Source organism: Brevundimonas mediterranea, from assembly GCF_014196125.1.
GTDB classification, from domain to species: domain Bacteria; phylum Pseudomonadota; class Alphaproteobacteria; order Caulobacterales; family Caulobacteraceae; genus Brevundimonas; species Brevundimonas mediterranea.
In genome coordinates this window covers 795,704-814,364 of the sequence record NZ_JACIDA010000001.1, presented here as the reverse complement: position 1 = coordinate 814,364, position 18,661 = coordinate 795,704, and the positions used below count along the sequence as shown (strand labels likewise).

Sequence of the window (18,661 nt, the reverse complement as noted above, 5' to 3'; positions counted from 1 at the left end):
CACCTCTCCCGCAAGCGGGAGAGGGTCTGGACTGCCGTTAACCTTCCCGCCCAACTTTGGCGATGATTGCGGGCTTGGCTTAAGCGGCGCAAGCGGGCACACCGGGCGGGCAGTTTTAACCATCTAAGGAGCGGCCGGTGGCGGTGATGTCGGGTTGGATCAGAGCGGTCGTTATCGCGGGGGCGTCGCTGAGCGCGGCGGCCTGTATGACCTATCCGTCCGAGCCGCAGTACTCGACGCGACCAACGGTGGGCGGGCAGGGCGCCTATCCGCCGCCGGCGCAGCAAGGTCCGTATGGCCAGCCGACCTCTCCCCAGGCTCAGCCTTATCCGCAGCCGCAAGCGACGGCGCCGGTCGGCCAGGTGGATGGGGGATATCTGCCCCCGCCGGTGACGGTGACGCCTGCGCAGCCGACTTATGTTCCGCCTGCGTCCTCCTATCCGGCCCCGTCGGGCGTGGTCACGCCGGGCGCCGCCTACGAGATCCAGCCGGGCGACACCATCTCGGGCGTCGGCCGGCGCTTCCAGACGCCGGTTCAGACCCTGATCGATCTGAACGGCCTGGGGCCGCGCGGCGCGATCACGACGGGCCAACGAATCATTCTTCCCGATGCGGCGGTCGATACAGGCCGCGATCCCTATGCGACCGGGCCTTCGCCGGCCGGAGTTCTGGTGCCGAACAGCGGCATGGCCCCGCCGCCGCCTCCGCCGCCGCCTTCGGGCAAGGCCGCGCTTCCGGCTCAAACCCGTCCGACGGCCCCGGCCGTCGGCGCGGCTCGCCCGCCGGTCAGCGCCGCGCCTTCCGCGACGCCCGTTGCGGGCGGTCCCATCGCCCTGTTGTGGCCGGTGCGCGGCGATATCCTGCGGCGGTTCGGCCCGGTCGGGATGGGCGAGCGCAACAACGGGATCAACATCGGCGCCTCGGCCGGCGCCTCGGTCGTGGCCTCGGCCGGGGGGCGCGTGGCCTATGTCGGCGACGATCTGGTGGGGCAGGGGCTGACGGTGCTGGTTGTCCACAACGGCGGCTGGCGCACCGTTTACGGCCATCTGGGTTCGGCCACGGTCAAGGACGGCGACGACGTGCGTGCGGGCCAGCAGATCGGCACGGTCGGTCTGACGGCCGGCGACGGACGCCCGTCGATCCATTTCGAAACCCGCCAGATGCGCGGCGACGACCCGGTCGCGGTCGATCCCCTGACCGTATTGCCGCGCTGAACGTTTAGCCGCGTTGCAATCCGCGAGACGGAGCCCTAGGTTCCGCGCCTCGTTTTAATGGGGCGCCGACGAGGGCAGCCCCCCTTTGTGTTCGGAGACTACCCATGGGCGCCCCAGCTGACGGCGGCATGATGGCCGTGATCATGCAGTTCCTGCCGATCGTCGCCATCTTCATCCTGTTCTATTTCCTGCTGATCCGTCCGCAGCAGAAGCGGGCCAAGGAACATGCGGCGGCGATCACCGCCGTGAAGCGTGGCGACACCGTCGTGCTGTCCAGCGGCATGATCGGCAAGGTCACCCGGGTCGAAGAGGCCGAGGTCAATGTCGAGATCGCGCCCAGCGTCAATGTGCGCGTGGTCAAGACCATGATCGCCGAGGTGCGCAACCGCACCGCCATCGCCGCCAACGATTCCAAGGCCTGATACCAAGCGTATCGCTGAACCGAGACCGCCCTCATGATTCAGCTCTCGCGCTGGAAAGTCATCCTCGTCGTCGCCTCGGCGATCCTCGGCTGCCTGCTGGCCTTCCCCAACCTGCTGAGCTCGGCTCAGCGGGAGGCGCTGCCCGGCTGGCTGCCGAAGAACGCCCTGAACCTCGGGCTCGACCTGCAGGGCGGGTCGTATCTGCTGCTGGAGGTCGACGTGCCGGCGATGCGCGAAAAGCGCGTCACGAATCTGATCGAGGATGTGCGGGTCACGCTGAATGGCGATGGGATCGCCACCAACGGCTTCCAGCGCGAGACGGGCGGCGTGATCGTGACCCTGTCCAATCCGGGTCAGCAGACGGCGGCGTTCGAGGCCCTGCGCCAGCTGGCCGGGGCCGCGGGGCCCTCGGGTCAGGTCGAGCGCACCGCGACGCGTGTGGGCGGCGACCGGATCCGCTTCGCCTATACGGACACGGCCCTGGCCGGCATGGGAGCGACGGCGGTGGACCAGTCGATCGAGGTGGTGCGCCGCCGGATCGACAGCCTGGGCACGCGTGAACCCTCCATCACCCGCCAGGGCGCCGACCGGATCGTGGTCCAGGCCCCGGGCGAGAGCGATCCTCGCAAGCTGGAGGAGGTCATCGGCCAGACGGCGCAGCTGACCTTCCAGATGGTGGACAGCGAGAATTCGGTGACGGACGCCATGGCCGGACGGGTTCCGCCGGACGCCGAATTGCTGGTGGACGAGCAGGGCACGCCCTATCTGGTCAAGAAGCGGGTGCTGGTCTCGGGCGAGAACCTGACCCGCGCCGGGGTCGGTGCGGACCAGAGCGGCCGCCCGGCCATCGACTTCCGCTTCGACGCCGCCGGCGCTCGCCGGTTCGGCGAGGCGACGGCCGCCAACCTTGGCAAACCCTTCGCCATCATCCTGGACGGCAAGGTCATTTCGGCGCCGACGATCCAGAGCGCGATCACGACCGGATCGGGCCAGATCACCGGCAGCTTCTCGATTCAAGAAGCGGCGACCCTGGTGAACCTGCTGAACGGGGGCGCCCTGCCGGCGCCGCTAAACGTTGAGGAACGCCGCACCGTCACCGCCGAACTGGGCGCGGACGCCGTGTCGGCGGGCGCCCTGTCGACCGCGGTCGGATTCGCCATCATCGTGGTCTTCATGATCCTGGCCTACGGCTTCCTGTTCGGGGGCGTGTCGGTCATCGGCCTCGTGCTGAATGGGGTGTTGATCGTGGCGGCCATGTCGCTGACCCAGGCGACCCTGACCCTGCCGGGGATCGCCGGTCTGATCCTGACCTTCGCCGTGGCCGTGGATGCAAACGTGCTGATCTATGAGCGGATGCGCGACGAGGCCCGGTCGGGTCGCAGCGTCATCGCCAGCATGGACGCCGGCTTTTCCAAGGCCTGGGGCACCATCCTGGACGCCAACGTCACCACCCTGGTGGCGGCGGCGATCATGTTCGTCTTCGGCGCAGGCCCGGTGCGCGGCTTTGCCTGGACGCTGAGCATAGGCGTCTTCACCTCGGTGTTCTCGTCGGTTCTGGTGGCCCAGGTGCTGCTGGCCTACTGGCTCAAGACCGCCAAGCCCAAAAAACTGCCGATCGCGGAGTGATGGCGATGCGTGGATGGCCCCTCATCAAACTGCTGCCGCAGAAGACGAATTTCCATTTCGTCAAATACGCCCGGTTCGCCGCGGTGCTGTCGGTGGTTCTGTGCGTCGCCTCGATCGTGGCGTGTTTCATTCCCGGCTTGAACATGGGCATCGACTTCCGGGGCGGCGCCTCGATGGAGGTGTCCAAGCCGGCCGGTCAGGCCATCGAGCTTGACCGGGTGCGCGAGGCCGTGAACGGCCTGAACCTCGGCGATGTCCAGGTGCAGGGCATCGCCCGGCGCGACACCAATGTCGATGACGGCTCGACCGCTATCCTGCGCTTCCAGGTGCCGGAAGGCCGCGACCAGACTCAGGTGGTCAATCAGGTCGAGAGCGCCATCAGCCAGACCGTGGGCGAGGTCCAGTATTCGGGCGTCAGCGTCGTCGGCTCCAAGGTGTCGGGGGAGCTGTTCACCTCAGGCCTGCTGGCGCTCGCCGTCGCCATCGGCCTGATGTTCCTCTACATCTGGTTCCGGTTCGAACCGCAGTTCGGCTTCGGCGCCGTGATCGGCCTGTTGCACGACGTGATCCTGACCTTCGGGTTGATCGTGCTGTTCCGACTGGAGTTCAGCCTGAACATGGTCGCCGCCATCCTGACCGTCATCGGCTATTCGATGAACGACACGGTGGTGGTGTTCGACCGTCTTCGCGAGAACCTGCGCAAGTACAAGACCATGCCATTGCGTGAGGTGATCGATCTGTCGCTGAACGAGACCCTCTCGCGGACTATCATCACAGGCGTGACAGCCGTCATGGTGCTGGCGGCCCTAGCGATCTTCGGCGGTGAGGCCCTGTTCGGCTTTTCGATCGCCCTGATGTTCGGCATCATCATCGGCACCTATTCGTCCATCTATGTCGGTGCGCCGATCATCCTGCTGTGGGGCGTCAAGCGCGGCGCCCTGGCCGACGACGCCAAGCCGATTAAGCTGGGCATGGCCAGTCGGCCCTGAAACCCGAGGTCTGCGAGATCTGAGGCCCGCTTGGAAACACGCGGGCCTTTTTCTTGCGCAATGAGCCGCAGGGAGTGAGCGTGGCTTGAGTTCAGGACGGTCGGCGATACACTAGGCGCTTGTGATCGTTCTCAAGAGCGACGCGCCCTGGGGAGGGACCAGCCAATGACGAACGCCGAGTTGAGCGTGGCCTTCTTTCTGCAGATGGCCGTGATCATCGCCGCCTGCCGCGCCGTTGGCTGGGCCGCCAAACGCTGGCTGGGCCAGCCGCAGGTGGTGGGCGAGATGATCGCCGGCGTGATCCTGGGGCCGTCGCTGTTTGGTCTTGTGGCGCCCGAGGTTCAGGCGGCGCTGTTTCCCCAGGAGTCGCGATCCATTCTGTTCGTCGGCGCCCAACTGGGGGTCGGGCTGTATATGTTCCTGGTCGGATTGGGCTTTCGGCGCGACCATTTCCGAACCCATGCAGTCAGTGCGGCAGCCGTGTCTCTGGCGGGGATGGGGGCGCCGTTTCTGGTGGCCGTGGCCATTGCGCCCTGGCTGGTGAGCCTGGGCCTGTTCGGCGAGGGGATCATGACCTGGCAGGCCATGCTGTTCATGGGCGCGGCCATATCGATCACCGCCTTTCCCATGCTGGCGCGCATCATCCATGAGCGCGGGCTGAGCGGTACGCGGCTGGGCTCGCTCTCGCTTGCGGCCGGAGCGATCGACGACGCGGGCGCCTGGTGCGTTCTGGCCATCGTGCTGGCCAGTTTCGGCGCCGGGCCGATGGTGGCGGTCACGGCCATCGCGGGCGGCGGAGCCTTCGCCCTGTTCATGCTGACCCTGGGCCCCAAACTGCTGGCGCCCCTGGGGCGGGCGGTCGAGCGGGAAGGGCGGGTCAGTCCGACCGTGCTTGGGATCGTGCTGATCCTGTTCATGCTCAGCGCCTGGGCCATGGATGCGGTGGGCATCCATGCGGTGTTCGGCGGTTTCATCCTGGGCGTCGCCATGCCGCGCGGTCTGCTGACCCAGGAGATCAAGCGCCAGCTGGAGCCGTTCGCCGTGTTGGTGCTGCTGCCGATGTTCTTCACCTTCTCGGGACTGAACACCCAACTGACCATGGTCGATAACCTGGGCCTGGTCGCCGTGACCCTCGTCATTCTGGCGGGGTCGATCCTCGCCAAGGGCGGCGCCTGCTGGGCGGCGGCGCGGCTGACCGGTCAGGACAACGCCACGGCCATGGGCATCGGCGCCCTGATGAATGCACGCGGGCTGATGGAGCTGATCATTATCAACATCGGTCTGCAGCGCGGAATTATCGGCCCGGCCCTGTTCTCGATCTTGGTGCTGATGGCCATCATCACAACCTTGATGGCGTCGCCGCTGTTCGAATGGTTGTATGGCAAGAAGGCGCGCGAGCGTGGCGAACTGGGGGGATTGGATGAGCACAATGAGGACGCGGCGCGACAGGCGCAGCCGACGGCCGCCTGAAGCGCGCGTGTCAACCTTGGCTTGGGACTGCAGGGGGAAGACGGCGGACGCTATGGCGTCCGCCGTACATAATTTCAGCGCAGCGAAGCCGCGAAACGCTGGATGCGGGTGCAGGCTTCTTCCAACACGGAGTCGGACGTTGCGTAGCTGATGCGGAAATAGGGCGACAGGCCGAAAGCCTCGCCCTGGACCACCGCCACGCCCTCGGCGTTCAGCAATTCGGCGGCGAAGGTGGAATCGCCGTCGATGACCACGCCCGATTCCGTCGTCTTGCCGATCAGACCGGCGATGGACGGATAGACGTAGAAGGCGCCCTCGGGCGTCGCGCAGGTCAGGCCGGTCGCCTGGTTCAGCATGGACACCACCAGGTCGCGGCGCTTCTCGAAGGCGGCCTTGCGCTCGGGGATGAAGTCCTGGGTTCCATTCAGGGCCTCGACCGCCGCCCACTGGCTGATGCTGGTCGGGTTGGAGGTGGTCTGGCTGGCCACCTTGCGCATCAGGTCGATCAGCGGCTTGGGACCGCCCGCATAGCCGATGCGCCAGCCGGTCATGGCATAGGCCTTGGACACCCCGTTGACCGTCAGGGTGCGGTCGATCAGGTCCGGCGCGATCTGGGCGATGGTGGTGTATTCGAAGTCGCCATAGACGAGGTGCTCGTACATGTCGTCGGTCAGCACCCAGACGTGGGGGTGGCGGCGCAGGACATCGGCCAGGGCCAGAAGTTCGGCCTGGGTGTAGGCGGCGCCGGTCGGGTTGGACGGGCTGTTCAGGATCAGCCACTTGGTGCGGGGCGTGATGGCGGCCTCCAGCACCTCGGGACGCAGCTTGAAGCCGTCCTTCTCCTCGCCGACCACGGTGACCGGCTCGCCGCCGGCCAGCAGGACCATGTCGGGATAGGACACCCAGTAGGGGGCAGGCACGATGACCTCGTCGCCGGGGTTCAGGGTGGCGACCAGGGCATTGAAGATGACCGGCTTGCCGCCGGGGGCGACGTGGATCTGCGACACGTCGTAGGTCAGACCGTTCTCGCGGGCGAACTTGGCCACGATGGCCTTCTTCAGCTCGGGCATGCCGTCGGCGTCGGTATATTTGGTCTCGCCGCGGTTGATGGCGTCGATGGCGGCCTGTTTGATATTCTCGGGGGTGTCGAAGTCCGGTTCTCCTGCCCCGAGGCCGATCACGTCGCGACCTTCGGCTTTAAGCTTCCGGGCCTGGGCGGTCACGGCGATGGTGGCCGAAGGCTTGACGCGGGCGAGGGCGGAAGATTGCAGGCTGGACATGGGTATCCCGTCGATCTTGGAAGGTTCGTGCCGGGGAAGGCGAGGTTCCTTACGCGCGGTCGCGGTCCGGGACAATCCGCCGACGCTCGCTAATCGCCGGACAGGATGATAAGCGGCGCACCTGATGCGCTGGATCATCGATTTCCTGTCGAACATGGAGGCGCGTCGCTGGCGCGCCGTGCTGGCGACGGCCCTGCTGCTGGGCGCCATGATCGCGCTGTTCGCCGTGGGCAAGAGCCAGTTGGGCTTGGACGCCGAGGTGAGGCTGGAGGCCTGGCTGGGCGGATTCAGGCATGGGCCTTGGGGACTGCCGGCCGCCATCGTCGTCTTCACAGTCGCGGCCTTTTTCGGGGCGCCGCAGTTCATCCTGATCGCCGCCTGCGTCGTGGCCTTCGGGCCGTGGTTCGGTTTTCTGTACAGCTGGGTCGCCACTGTCGCCTCGGCCGCCGTCACCTATTGGATGGGGCGCGGGCCGACGGCGCGGCTGCTGGAGCGGCATGGGGGCAAGACGGTCGGGAGGCTGACCCGCTTCGTGGGGCAGAACGCCTTCTACGCCAGTTTCATGATCCGCAACGTGCCGTCGGCGCCCTTCATCGTCGTCAACATGGCGTTCGGCGCGGCGCGGGCGTCTTTTCCCGGCTTCCTGGCCGGCTGCGCCCTGGGGGTTTTGCCAAAGACAGCTCTGGTGGCCTTCTTCGGCGGATCCTTCATGACGGCGGTCAGCGGGGACGGCGTCTGGACCTCGGCCATATTGGCGGGGGTGGCCCTGGCCTGGTTGGTCCTGATGCTGGGTGTTCGCGAATGGGTGAAGCGGCGCGAAGTCGCTCGCGGCGACTGATCCGACGAGGGAGAGGCAGCATGTTTCACAGCCTGTTTCCCGCACTCATGACGCTAACGTGAACACCCCCAAGCGCGGCTGTTCCACAGGGTTGGGGGTGAACTGAGGTCCGTCACGCGAAGGGGGTTGTATTCCCTGTTTCATACGGGCACACGGGCCAACGGTAGGCGTGGCGAAGACGATCAGGAAGCTGTCCGGCAAGGGGATGCCAGGGCAGCGGGGCGTCGCCAGGTCAACTGCGAAACTGACGCCCTCGGTCAAAGAACAACGGTATCGATTCCCATGAGCTTTTCCCTTTTCGGCGCGATCTCCAACGACATCGCGATGGACCTGGGCACCGCCAACACCCTGATCTACATGAAGGGCAAGGGCATCGTCCTGAACGAGCCTTCGGTCGTGGCCCTGCGCAATGTCGGCGGACGCAAGATCGTCCACGCCGTGGGCATAGAGGCCAAGCAGATGCTGGGCCGTACGCCGGGCCACATGGAGGCCATCCGCCCCATGCGTGACGGCGTCATCGCCGACTTTGAAGTCGCCGAAGAGATGATCAAGCACTTCATCCGCAAGGTGCATAACCGCAAGGGCTTCGTGAACCCGAAGATCATCGTCTGCGTGCCCTCGGGCGCCACGGCGGTCGAGCGTCGCGCCATCAACGATTCCTGCCTGAACGCCTCGGCCCGCCGCGTGGGCCTGATCGACGAGCCGATGGCCGCCGCGATCGGCGCCGGCCTGCCGATCCACGAACCGACCGGTTCGATGGTCGTCGACATCGGCGGCGGCACGACGGAAGTCGCCGTCCTGTCGCTGTCGGGCATCGTCTATTCGCGTTCGGTCCGCGTCGGCGGCGACAAGATGGACGACAGCATCATCAGCTACATGCGTCGCAACCATAATCTGCTGATCGGCGAAACCACCGCCGAGCGGATCAAGAAGGACATCGGCACCGCCCGTATCCCGGCCGACGGCGAGGGCCTGTCGATCGAGGTCAAGGGCCGCGACCTGATGCAGGGCGTGCCGCGCGAGGTCCGCATCTCGGAACGCCAGGCCGCCGAAGCCCTGGCCGAGCCGGTGACCCAGATCATCGAGGCCGTGAAGGTCGCGCTGGAAGCCACCCCGCCGGAACTGGCCGCCGACATCGCCGACAAGGGCATCATGCTGACCGGCGGCGGCGCTCTGCTGCGCGGCCTGGACATCGAGATCCGCGATCACACGGGCCTGCCGGTCTCGGTGGCCGACGATCCGCTGTCGTGCGTCGCCATCGGCTGCGGCCGCGTCCTGGAACATCCGCGCTGGATGAAGGGCGTGCTCGACTCGGCGCTCTGATCAATTCGTCGGCGGCCGGGTGCGAACCTGGCTGCAAATCCTTTCGGCCCTTCGCGATCAACGGTTCCATTCTGGCCCTGATTTTGCGATAGGCAGGCATGACGGCAGGGGCGCCTGCCGATTCCAACCCCTTATGTGGAAGGTCGCCCGTGGCGTTTCGCGACGGCCCTTTTGAAAACCTGAAGGTGCCGCTGGCGTGGACCGCTGCGGTGGTCGCAGTCGTGGCCATGGCAGGCGCGGCTCTTCTTCTTGTCAGCGACCGCACGACGCCGGACGGCGGCTCCAGCTATGGCGCGGCGCGGGGGGCGGCGGCCTCGGTGACCGGGCCGGTCAGCGGCGTCTTCGCCGCGCCTGTGCGCTGGGTCGGCGCCGTCACCGATTATATCGGCGGGTACTTCTTCGCTGTTTCCGAAAACCGGCGGCTGAAGGCCGAGGTCGCCGAATTGGAGCCTTGGCGCGACCAGGCCATCGCCCTCAAGAACGTCAACGCCCGTTATGAAGCCATGCTGGGCCTGCGGACCGAGCCGGCCGTGCCCATGGTGACGGCGCGCGCCATTTCGGATGCGCGCGGACCCTTCAATCGCGCCAAGCTGGTGGATGTCGGCGCGTCAAAAGGCGTGCGGATCGGCAATCCGGTCATCAATGAGCATGGCCTGATCGGCCGCGTCACCGGCGTCACCGGCGGCGTCAGCCGGATGGTGCTGCTGACCGACGTCGCGTCCCGTACGCCGGTTCTGGTGGACCGCACCGACGCCCGCGCCTTGCTGACCGGCGACGGCAGCGACAATCCCCGGCTGGAGTTCGTGCGCGGGGCCGGTTCTGTGCAGGCGGGCGACCGGATCCTGAGCTCCGGCGATGGCGGCGGCCTGCCGCGCGGCATTCCCATCGGCGTGGCGGCCAAGGGGATCGACGGCAGCTGGCGCGTGAAACTGTTCAGCGATCGCGGCGCCGTCGATTATGTGCGGGTTCTGCTGTTCCAGGACTTCGGCCAACTGATCGATCCGAATGCGCTCAATGCGCCGCCCCTGGCCGGCTTGACCACGGCGCCTCCGCCGAACGCTGAACAGGCGGGCGCCATAGGCGACGCGGCCGCACGCCGGCAGGCGGCCGCGGAGGCCCAAGCGGCGCGGGCGCGCGCCGCCGCCGTCGCCGCGACGCCGCCTGCAACAACACCGGCGGCGGCCCAAGCGCGTCCCGTTCAAACTCGTCCGGCGCAACCTCGACCCGCCGCCGAGGCGCCATCGGCGGCGATGTCTCCACAAACAACGCCCGCACAGGCGCCGGAGGGCGCGACGTGAGACGTCCGGTCGCGGTCCGCGTCGTCGGACCTCTGCAATGGATCGTCTATCCGGCCCTGGCGGCGATCGCCGCCACGATCATCTTCGCCACGCCGGTGCAACTGTTCGGTCTGATGCTGCCCGAGCCGGTGTTTCCGATGGTGCTAGCCTTCGCCTGGCCGCTGATCCGTCCGTCGATGACGGCGCCCGCAGTACTGTTCGCGCTCGGTCTGTTCCTGGACTTGTTCTGGAACGGACCTCTGGGCCTTTGGGCTCTGTGCCTGATGGGCGTCTATGTCGTGATCCTGTTGTCGCGCAATCTGCTGGCTGGGCATGAGGGTGTGATCCGTTTCGCCTGGTACATGGCCTGCACCCTGGTCGCCTTCCTGGTCGCCTATGTGATCGTGGCGGTGAGGGCGGGCAATCCGCCGGCGATCCTGGCTCTGATCGGCCAGATTCTCCCGACACTGATCCTGTATCCGATCGCCGACTGGATGCTGGAGCGGTTCGACGACGGGGATATCCGGTTCCGATGAGCGGCGAACCCTCTATCTTCTTTTCCGACGTCAACGAGCGGCAGGGGTCCTTCCTGCGCCGCACCTTCGTGTTCGGCGGGCTGACGGCCCTGGGGGTCACGGCCCTTGTGGGGCGGCTGGCTCAGCTTCAGGTCGTTCAGGCCCAGGAATATGCGACCCTGTCGTCGCAGAACCAGTTCAACTTCCGTCTGGTCCCGCCGCCGCGCGGCCTGATCAAGGACCGCAACGGCGTGGTCATCGCCGGCAATCGCCCCAGTTTCCGGGTGCTGGTGATCCGTGACGAGACCAAGGATCTGGATCAGACGCTGGATCTTCTGGGCCGTCTGCTGCCTGACACGCTTGAACGTCGACGCGCGATCATCCGCGAGGTGAACGCCTCGCCCAAGTTTAATCCGGTTCCCGTGAAGAGCGACCTGACCTGGGAAGAGTTCGCCAAGGTCAACCAGTACGCCAACGAACTGCCCGGCGTCATGGCCGACATGAACGAGGCCCGCTACTATCCGTTCGGCGGCGCTTTCGCTCATGTCATCGGCTATGTCGCCAAGGTGTCCGACCGCGACGTCAAGGCGATCCGCGATAAGGGCGAGACGGTGCCGCCGTTGCTGTTCAACCCCGGTTTCCGGATTGGGCGCCAAGGCGTCGAAAAAGCGCTGGACGAAGCCCTGCGCGGAGAGCCGGGCGGCAACCGGGTTGAAGTAGACGCTCGGGGCCGGGTGGTGGCCGAGGATATTGGCGGTTCACGCACCGCCGTGCCGGGCAAGGAGGTCGTTCTTACTCTGGACGCCGATGTCCAGAACCGGGCGCTGGAGGTGTTCGGCGAAGAGTCCGGCGGTTGCGTGGTGATGGACGTCCGCAACGGCGACATCCTCTGCATGGTGTCCGCGCCCTCGTTCGACCCCAACATGTTTGTTGGCGGCATTCCCTCCAACGTCTACAGCGCCCTACGCGATTATGAGCGCAAGCCGCTGCTCGACAAGGCTATCGGCGGCGTCTTTCACCCCGGGTCGACGTTCAAACTGACAACCTCGCTGGCCTTGCTGGAGGCTGGGGTCGATCCTGACGAGCGGGTGGTCTGCACCGGCGGCTATCGCTTCGGGTCACGGACGTTTCGCTGCTGGAAACCCGGCGGCCATGGACCAGTGAACATGCATGACGCGATCAAGACGTCGTGTGATGTCTATTTTTATCACATGTGCAATCGGGCCGGCGTCGATAAGATTCAGGAGGTCGGCAAGAAGATCGGCTTCATGCAGACCTATGATATCGGGGTCGGCAACCAGAAGGCCGGATCGATTCCCAGTCGGGCCTGGAAGGCGAATTACAACAAGAACAATCCCAACCCTGATTCTCGGACCTGGTATCCAGGCGAGACCTTGTCGGTTGCGATCGGGCAGGGCGACGTGAACGTCACAGCTCTGCAACTCGCAGTGACGACCGCGCGCTTCGCCAATGCGCGAAAGGCGATCATGCCGCGTCTGATCAAGTCGGTCGGCGGAGTGGATCAACCCAGCGGCGCCGCCGTGCCCGATCTGCCTTTCCCGCCCGAACACCTTGAAATCGTTCGTCAGGGCATGGTGGCGGTGGCCAATGACGTCGGGGGCGGCGCCTATCGCCAGAGCCAGCTGGGCCTCGGCGACATCAAGATGGCCGGTAAGACGGGTACGGCGCAGGTGCGCAACTACGGGACCGGCTCTCGCAAGAGCGCCGACGTGACCTGGGCGCTGAAGGACCACAACCTATTTGTGGCGTTCGCGCCTGTGGACGAGCCGCGCTACGCTATCGCCGTCATCATCGAGCACGGTGGGTTGGGTGGCGCAACGGCCGCAGCGCCTCGTGCGCGTGAGATTATGCGCACCGTATTGCTCAAGGACCCTGACATGGTGGCGCGCATGACGCGGCCGCCACCGCCGGAGCCGACCGCTTCAGCCGAAACGGTTGAGCTGGAAGGCGCTGCGCCGCCCACGCCGGACGTGGCGCCGATAGAGTCTTCACGTCAGACCCGTGAGGCGACACCCCCCAACAGCGGTCCACGCCCCTATTTGTCCGAGCCGCGCTGATGACCGCTTCCGCCCTGTCCCGTCCTGGCGAGCGCGAACGCGTTTCGACCAAGATCAGCCAGATCGACTGGCGTCTGCTGGCCCTGATCTGCGTGGTGTCCGGCACCGGCGCCCTGATGCTCTATTCCGTAGGCGGAGGATCCTGGTCGCCGTGGGCGGCGAAACATCTGATCCGCTTCGGCATGTGCGTGGCCCTGATGCTGGCCCTGTCCATGGTCAATATCCGCTTCTGGTTCGGCCTGGCCTATCCGGTCTATGGGGTGGCCCTGCTGATGCTGGCCCTGATCGAGGTTCCGGGCCTCGGCTATACGGCCATGGGTGCGACCCGCTGGCTGAACCTCGGCGTGACGCGCATCCAGCCGTCGGAGATCATGAAGATCGGCGTCGTTCTGGCCCTGGCGCGCTGGTATCACGGCGCTTCGGCCAAGGAGGCCAGCTTCCACTGGAAGCTGATCTATCCGGTCGCCATCATCGGTCTACCCTTCCTGCTGGTGGCTCACCAGCCGGACCTCGGATCGGCCATGCTGATCGGCCTGACCGGCGCGGCCATCATGTTCATGGCGGGGCTCAGCTGGAAGATCATCGCCGCTGTGGGCGCCGCCGCCGTGGCGCTGATTCCGCCCTATGTGATGTTCGGCATGCACGATTATCAACGCCACAGGGTGCTGACCTTCCTGAACCCGGAGGCCGATCCGTCGGGCACGGGCTATCACATCATGCAGTCCAAGATCGCCCTGGGCTCAGGCGGCTTCCTGGGCAAGGGGTTCGGCCTGGGCAGCCAGAGCCAGCTGGAATTCCTGCCCGAAAAACACACTGATTTCATCTTCGCGGCGGTGTCCGAGGAGTTCGGTTTCGTCGGTTCCTTCACCATCCTGGCCTGTTATGCGGCGATCATTCTGATCTCGCTGCGGATCGCATCCCTATCGCACAGCCATTTCGGTCGTCTGGCCGCGTCGGGGGTGACCGCGACTTTCGCCATGTATGTGCTGATCAACGGCGCGATGGTCATGGGGCTGGCACCGGTCGTGGGGGTGCCGATGCCGCTGTTGTCCTATGGTGGAACCGTGATGCTGACGGTGATGATCGGTTTCGGCCTGGTGATGGCCACGCGCGTGCACCGTTACGCCGAACTGCCCAAGGGCCAAGGCCTGATCTGACGCCGGTCGCGCGTTCGGAAGCGCGGGTTTTGGGGCGTCGCCTGCACAACGTCTCGCAGCAACGGGGTCCACCACCAGCTCAACGCCTTTCAATTCGGCAGGCCGTACCATGAGCGAAACGAAACCGGTCTCCCCGGACCTGGCCTCCCCCAACTGGTCTGGGACATTCGGGCGGAGCTGGGGGATGGCCCCGTATGGGACGCCGATCGCAAGTTGGTGTGGGTCATCGACGAGGCGGGCGGGCCGGCTCACCACCAGATCGAATAGACCAGGATCAGGAAGGCGACCACGCCCACCGCGGCCAGATTGAAGCCCAGCGAGGTCTTGTAGCTGATCTGGTCCAGCTTGATCTTCATTGCGTCCGGCTTGGCCGGGACCAGCAGGGAGACGATCACTGCGGCGACCAGGGAGACGACGAAGACAACGCCGACCCGGTTCATGAAGGGGAAGATGAACTGGCCGGTCTCCTGCAGCCACCAGAAGACGGCCGACAGGACCACCGAGCCGATGGCGGCGGTCAGGGCGCCGGCTTCCGAAGCCCGCTTCCAGAACAGGCCCAGCATGAAGATGACGACGATGCCCGGCGTGAAGAAGCCCGTGAATTCCTGGATGAACTGGAAGGCCTGATCGAACCCGCCCAGCAGGGGACGGGCGGTCAGGATGCCGATGACCACGGCGGCGACGGCGGCGATCCGGCCGACCGTGACCAACTGGTGCTCGGGCGTGTCCTTCTTGATCTTGGCGTAGAGGTCCAGGGTGAAGATGGTCGAGATCGAGTTCACCTTGGACGCCAGCGAGGCGATGATGGCGGCGATCAGGGCGGCGAAGACCAGGCCCTTCAACCCGACCGGCAGCAGGTTCATCATCGTCGGATAGGCCTGGTCCGGCGCCGACAGGTTCGGGGCCAGGATCAGGGCCGCCATGCCCGGCAGGACCACGATCACAGGCATCAGCAGCTTCAGATAGGCGGCGAAGGCGATGCCTTTCTGGGCTTCCGGCAGCGACTTGGCGGCCAGGGCGCGCTGGATGATGTACTGGTTGAAGCCCCAGTAGCTGATGTTCATGACCCACAGGCCGCCCAGCAGAACGGCGATGCCCGGCAGCTCCTGATAGTGGGGGCTGTCCTTGGACAGGATCATGTCGAACTTGTCCGGGAACTCGGTCAGCAGAGTGTGGAAGCCGGCGAGGGCGCCGCCGGCGCCGCCAATGGTCGACAGGGCGATGAAGCCGATGATCAGCCCGCCACAGACCAGCAGGGCCACCTGCACTATGTCGGTCAGGGCCACGGCCTTCAGCCCACCCCACAGCTGATAGGCCAGGGCGAAGACGCCGATGGCGACGATGGCGTAGTCCTGGTTGAAGCCGGTCACGGTGTGGACGGCGATGGCGCCCAGCCACAGGATCGAGGTCACGTTCACGAAGACGTAGAGCAACAGCCAGAAGACGGCCATGACGTTGCGGATCGTCGGTCCGTACCGCTGCTGCAGGAACTGCGGCATGGTGACGATGTCGTTGCGCAGGAAGATCGGCAGGAAGAACTTGCCGACGATCAACAGGGTCAGGGCGGCCATCCATTCGTAGGAGGCGATGCCCAGGCCGATCACATAGCCGGATCCGCTCATGCCGATGATCTGTTCGGCCGAGATGTTGGCCGCGATCAGCGAGGCGCCGATGGCCCACCAGGGCAGACTCTTGGAGGCCATGAAATAGTCGGTGGAGGTCTTCTGCTCGCCGGCCTTGGTCCGCGAGACCCACTGGGCCAAGCCGAAGATGAAGACGGCGTAGATCGCCAGAATGGCTAGATCGATGCCCGCGAGCGTCATGTGCATTTCCCCAACTATCGTCCCCTTTGGTTCGGGCTTCCGCGAAGCGTAGGGGAGGCGTCCATCTGCCGCAACGACATTTTATATGTGCTTGGGCGTTTTACCTGCGACAATGCTAAGATCGGCGCGCTTAGCGGGCGCCGCCGGATGGGGACGCCCGGCAGCCTATGGATTGCCGCAGGACTCTCATGACCGATCAAGACCCGACTGACCACCGCAAATATCGTGCGCCCGCGCTGGAGAAGGGGTTGGACGTGCTTGAGCTGCTGTCGGCCCAGGGCGAACCCATGACGCCGTCGCAGATGTCGGTGACGCTGGGGCGTTCGGTCAGCGAACTGTTCCGCATGATCCAGGTGCTGGAGTTTCGGGGCTATATCGAACAGTCGCCCGACGGCTATCGTCTGACCAACCGCCTCTTCACCCTGGGGATGAGCCAGGCGCCCATTAAGTCCCTGGTCGACGTCGCCATGCCGGCCATGCGGGATCTTGCGTCCAATACGCGACAATCCTGCCACCTTGTCGTGCCGTCCGGCGACCAGATCGTGGTCATCGCGCGCATCGAGAGCCCCGGCGATCTCGGTTATTCTGTCCGGATCGGCTATCGGTGCAGCATTCTGGACGCGACCTCGGGCCTGATATTCTATTCCCGATCCAACCGGAGGACGCGTAAACACTTGCACGAGAATCTGGTCTCATTGTTCGGAGACGCGGCGGTCGCCGAGTTCGCCGAACGGGCGGTGGCCATGACGCGCGGGGCCCATGTTGAGCGGCCCAGCGATTTCGTGATCGGCGTCACCGATCTGGTTGCGCCGATCATGGGGTCGGACGGCGTCATAGCCACCCTTATCACCCCTTTTATCGAGCAGGCGTCCGTGGTGTGCAGCAAGGCGGAGGCGGCGACCCTGCTGGTCCAGTCGGCAGAGGCGATTTCCGAACAGATGAGCGCCGTCTCACAAGCCTGATCTTCCGCAGGTTCCTCTGTTGACTGGATCGGCGCACGACGCGGACCCAGATTTCAGGCCGAGCTGGGGGACCGGCGTTCAAGGGCGTCTGGTAGCTGCAAATACCCTTCGAACCCCCTTGGCAGGGGACGCAACGCGCGGTCCTCGGATAGCTGGAAACCGGCGCCATGCTTGAGCCCGCGATCAAACGCCGCCGGATCGTCGACACGTTCGGTCTGCCGCACGACAGCCGCTGACGGACCGCCGCGGCGGCGACGCCGACAAAAAAGCCCCGGTCCCGCCTGGCGGGACCGGGGCTTTTCCAATCCGCCTGAAACGGATCAGGCCTTGGGGGCGGGGGCCTTGTCCGACGAACTGCGGGCCAGTTCGCGGTTGAGCCACAGCGCGACCAGGGTGCAGATCGCGCCGGACAGCAGATAGGCGCCGGCTGCGATCAGGCCGAACTGGCTCGAGATCCAAAGGGCTACCAGGGGCGCGAAGCCGGCGCCGAACAGCCAGGCCAGGTCCGAGGTCAGGGCCGACGAGGTATAGCGGTTGGCCAGGGAGAAGCTGGACGCCACCGGACCGGAGGCTTGCCCGAACGACAGGCCCAGCAGGATGAAGCCGGAGATCATGAAGGTCAGCTCGCCGATCGCCCCGCCGTTAAGCAGCTGGGGAGCGAAGCCCGAGAAGGCGGCGATGCCGGCGGCGGTGACCGCCAGCAGGGCGCGTCGGCCATAGCGATCGGCCAAAACGCCCGAAGCGAGGATGGCCAGCAGGCCGAACACGGCCCCCACCATTTCGATCAGCAGGAACCGAACCGGCGTCTCCTGGGTGAACAGGAAGACCCAGGACAGGGGGAAGACGGTGACCATGTGGAACATGGCGAAGCTGGCCAGGGGGGCGAAGGCGCCGATGGCGATCCGGGGGCCTTCCGCCTTGATGGCGGTGTGGACCGGAGTGGGCTGCAGCTCGCGGGTCTCGAACAGCTTCTGGAAGCTGGGGGTCACGACGATGCGAAGGCGGGCGAACAAGGCCACGACGTTGATGGCGAAGGCCACGAAGAAGGGATAGCGCCAGCCCCAGTCCAGGAAGTCGGCCGCCGACAGGGTGTTCAGGAAGAAGGCGAACAAGGCCGAGGCGACGATCAGGCCGATTGGCGCGCCCAGTTGGGGAATCATGGCGTACCAGCCGCGGCGATTCTCGGGGGCGTTGACCGCCAGAAGCGAAGCCAGGCCGTCCCAGGCGCCCCCCAGCGCGACGCCCTGGCCGATGCGGAAGACAGCGAGCAGCACGGCGGCGGCGATGCCGATGGTTTCATAGCCGGGCAGGAAGGCCACCGCGACGGTCGAGGTGCCCAGCAGGAACAGCGCTATGGTAAGCTTGGCGCCGCGCCCGAACTTCTGGTCGATGGCGATGAACAGGGCCGTGCCGAAAGGGCGGGCCAGGAAGGCCAGGGCGAAGATCGCGAAGGACAGCAGCGTGCCGCCGATCGGCCCGGCGAACGGGAAGATCAGTTGCGGAAACACCACCACGGAGGCGATGGCGTAGACGAAGAAGTCGAAGAACTCCGACGTCCGGCCAATGATCACGCCGATGGCGATTTCGCCGGCGTCCACCTTGCCGTGATCGGAGTGGAGGGCTGCGGCGTCGCGTTCCAGCGACTCTGACGAAGGGGTCGTCGAGACGGACATGGGCTGGGATCGCT

15 protein-coding genes are annotated in these 18,661 nt (G+C 65.9%); 12 read left to right on the top strand and 3 right to left on the bottom strand.

Going from position 1 to position 18,661, the window contains the following annotated elements:
- The first annotated feature begins 146 nt into the window (after positions 1-146).
- The 5 genes from GGR11_RS04115 to GGR11_RS04095 all read left to right on the top strand — a co-directional run bounded on the left by GGR11_RS04115 (position 147) and on the right by GGR11_RS04095 (position 5,721).
- Positions 147-1,214 carry a peptidoglycan DD-metalloendopeptidase family protein gene (locus GGR11_RS04115; RefSeq protein ID WP_183196370.1) on the top strand — a complete coding sequence of 356 codons (1,068 nt, stop codon included), beginning with the start codon at positions 147-149 and terminating at the stop codon, positions 1,212-1,214.
- A gap of 104 nt (positions 1,215-1,318) precedes the next feature.
- Positions 1,319-1,636 carry a preprotein translocase subunit YajC gene (gene yajC / locus GGR11_RS04110; protein WP_183195520.1) on the top strand — a complete coding sequence of 106 codons (318 nt, stop codon included), beginning with the start codon at positions 1,319-1,321 and terminating at the stop codon, positions 1,634-1,636.
- Between the two features lie 33 nt (positions 1,637-1,669).
- A complete protein-coding gene (secD, locus tag GGR11_RS04105; RefSeq protein ID WP_183195519.1) occupies positions 1,670-3,262 on the top strand; it encodes a protein translocase subunit SecD in 1,593 nt (530 codons plus the stop codon).
- Entirely contained in the window at positions 3,262-4,251 is a 990-nt protein-coding gene (secF, locus tag GGR11_RS04100) for a protein translocase subunit SecF (protein WP_183195518.1), read from the top strand. The genes secD and secF overlap by 1 nt, the downstream gene beginning before the upstream one ends.
- Before the next feature lie 165 nt (positions 4,252-4,416).
- The gene (locus GGR11_RS04095; protein WP_183195517.1) at positions 4,417-5,721 is read left to right on the top strand and encodes a cation:proton antiporter; all 1,305 of its coding nucleotides are present in this window, start codon (positions 4,417-4,419) and stop codon (positions 5,719-5,721) included.
- Positions 5,722-5,795: 74 nt separating this feature from the next.
- Here the strand turns inward: GGR11_RS04095 and GGR11_RS04090 are convergent, their stop codons facing one another.
- Positions 5,796-7,001 (bottom strand): pyridoxal phosphate-dependent aminotransferase, encoded by a 1,206-nt coding sequence (locus tag GGR11_RS04090; protein ID WP_183195516.1) that lies wholly within the window; start codon positions 6,999-7,001, stop codon positions 5,796-5,798.
- Positions 7,002-7,125: 124 nt separating this feature from the next.
- On the opposite strand from GGR11_RS04090, the gene GGR11_RS04085 reads away from it, so the two are divergent.
- The 6 genes from GGR11_RS04085 to rodA all read left to right on the top strand — a co-directional run bounded on the left by GGR11_RS04085 (position 7,126) and on the right by rodA (position 14,189).
- Complete coding sequence (locus tag GGR11_RS04085; protein WP_183195515.1) at positions 7,126-7,839, top strand: TVP38/TMEM64 family protein; 714 nt, start codon at positions 7,126-7,128, stop codon at positions 7,837-7,839.
- Between the two features lie 282 nt (positions 7,840-8,121).
- Entirely contained in the window at positions 8,122-9,162 is a 1,041-nt protein-coding gene (locus GGR11_RS04080) for a rod shape-determining protein (RefSeq protein ID WP_008260883.1), read from the top strand.
- A gap of 149 nt (positions 9,163-9,311) precedes the next feature.
- Positions 9,312-10,460 (top strand): rod shape-determining protein MreC, encoded by a 1,149-nt coding sequence (gene mreC, locus GGR11_RS04075; protein WP_183195514.1) that lies wholly within the window; start codon positions 9,312-9,314, stop codon positions 10,458-10,460.
- The gene (locus GGR11_RS04070; protein WP_183195513.1) at positions 10,457-10,975 is read left to right on the top strand and encodes a hypothetical protein; all 519 of its coding nucleotides are present in this window, start codon (positions 10,457-10,459) and stop codon (positions 10,973-10,975) included. Before mreC ends, GGR11_RS04070 begins: the two co-directional genes overlap by 4 nt.
- Positions 10,972-13,032: a penicillin-binding protein 2 gene (gene mrdA, locus GGR11_RS04065; protein WP_183195512.1), complete on the top strand. Its 2,061-nt coding sequence runs from the start codon at positions 10,972-10,974 to the stop codon at positions 13,030-13,032. Before GGR11_RS04070 ends, mrdA begins: the two co-directional genes overlap by 4 nt.
- Positions 13,032-14,189: a rod shape-determining protein RodA gene (rodA, locus tag GGR11_RS04060; protein WP_183195511.1), complete on the top strand. Its 1,158-nt coding sequence runs from the start codon at positions 13,032-13,034 to the stop codon at positions 14,187-14,189. Before mrdA ends, rodA begins: the two co-directional genes overlap by 1 nt.
- Before the next feature lie 248 nt (positions 14,190-14,437).
- On the opposite strand, the gene GGR11_RS04055 is transcribed toward rodA, so the two are convergent.
- Positions 14,438-16,012 carry a sodium/sugar symporter gene (locus GGR11_RS04055; protein WP_183195510.1) on the bottom strand — a complete coding sequence of 525 codons (1,575 nt, stop codon included), beginning with the start codon at positions 16,010-16,012 and terminating at the stop codon, positions 14,438-14,440.
- A 188-nt stretch (positions 16,013-16,200) separates the two neighbouring features.
- On the opposite strand from GGR11_RS04055, the gene GGR11_RS04050 reads away from it, so the two are divergent.
- Positions 16,201-16,974, top strand: coding sequence for an IclR family transcriptional regulator (locus GGR11_RS04050; RefSeq protein WP_183195509.1), 774 nt, complete (start codon positions 16,201-16,203; stop codon positions 16,972-16,974).
- A gap of 320 nt (positions 16,975-17,294) precedes the next feature.
- Here GGR11_RS04050 and GGR11_RS04045 read toward each other — a convergent pair whose 3' ends face one another.
- On the bottom strand, positions 17,295-18,647 hold the full coding sequence (locus tag GGR11_RS04045; RefSeq protein WP_183195508.1) for an MFS transporter: 1,353 nt from the start codon (positions 18,645-18,647) through the stop codon (positions 17,295-17,297).
- Between the last annotated feature and the right edge of the window lie 14 nt (positions 18,648-18,661).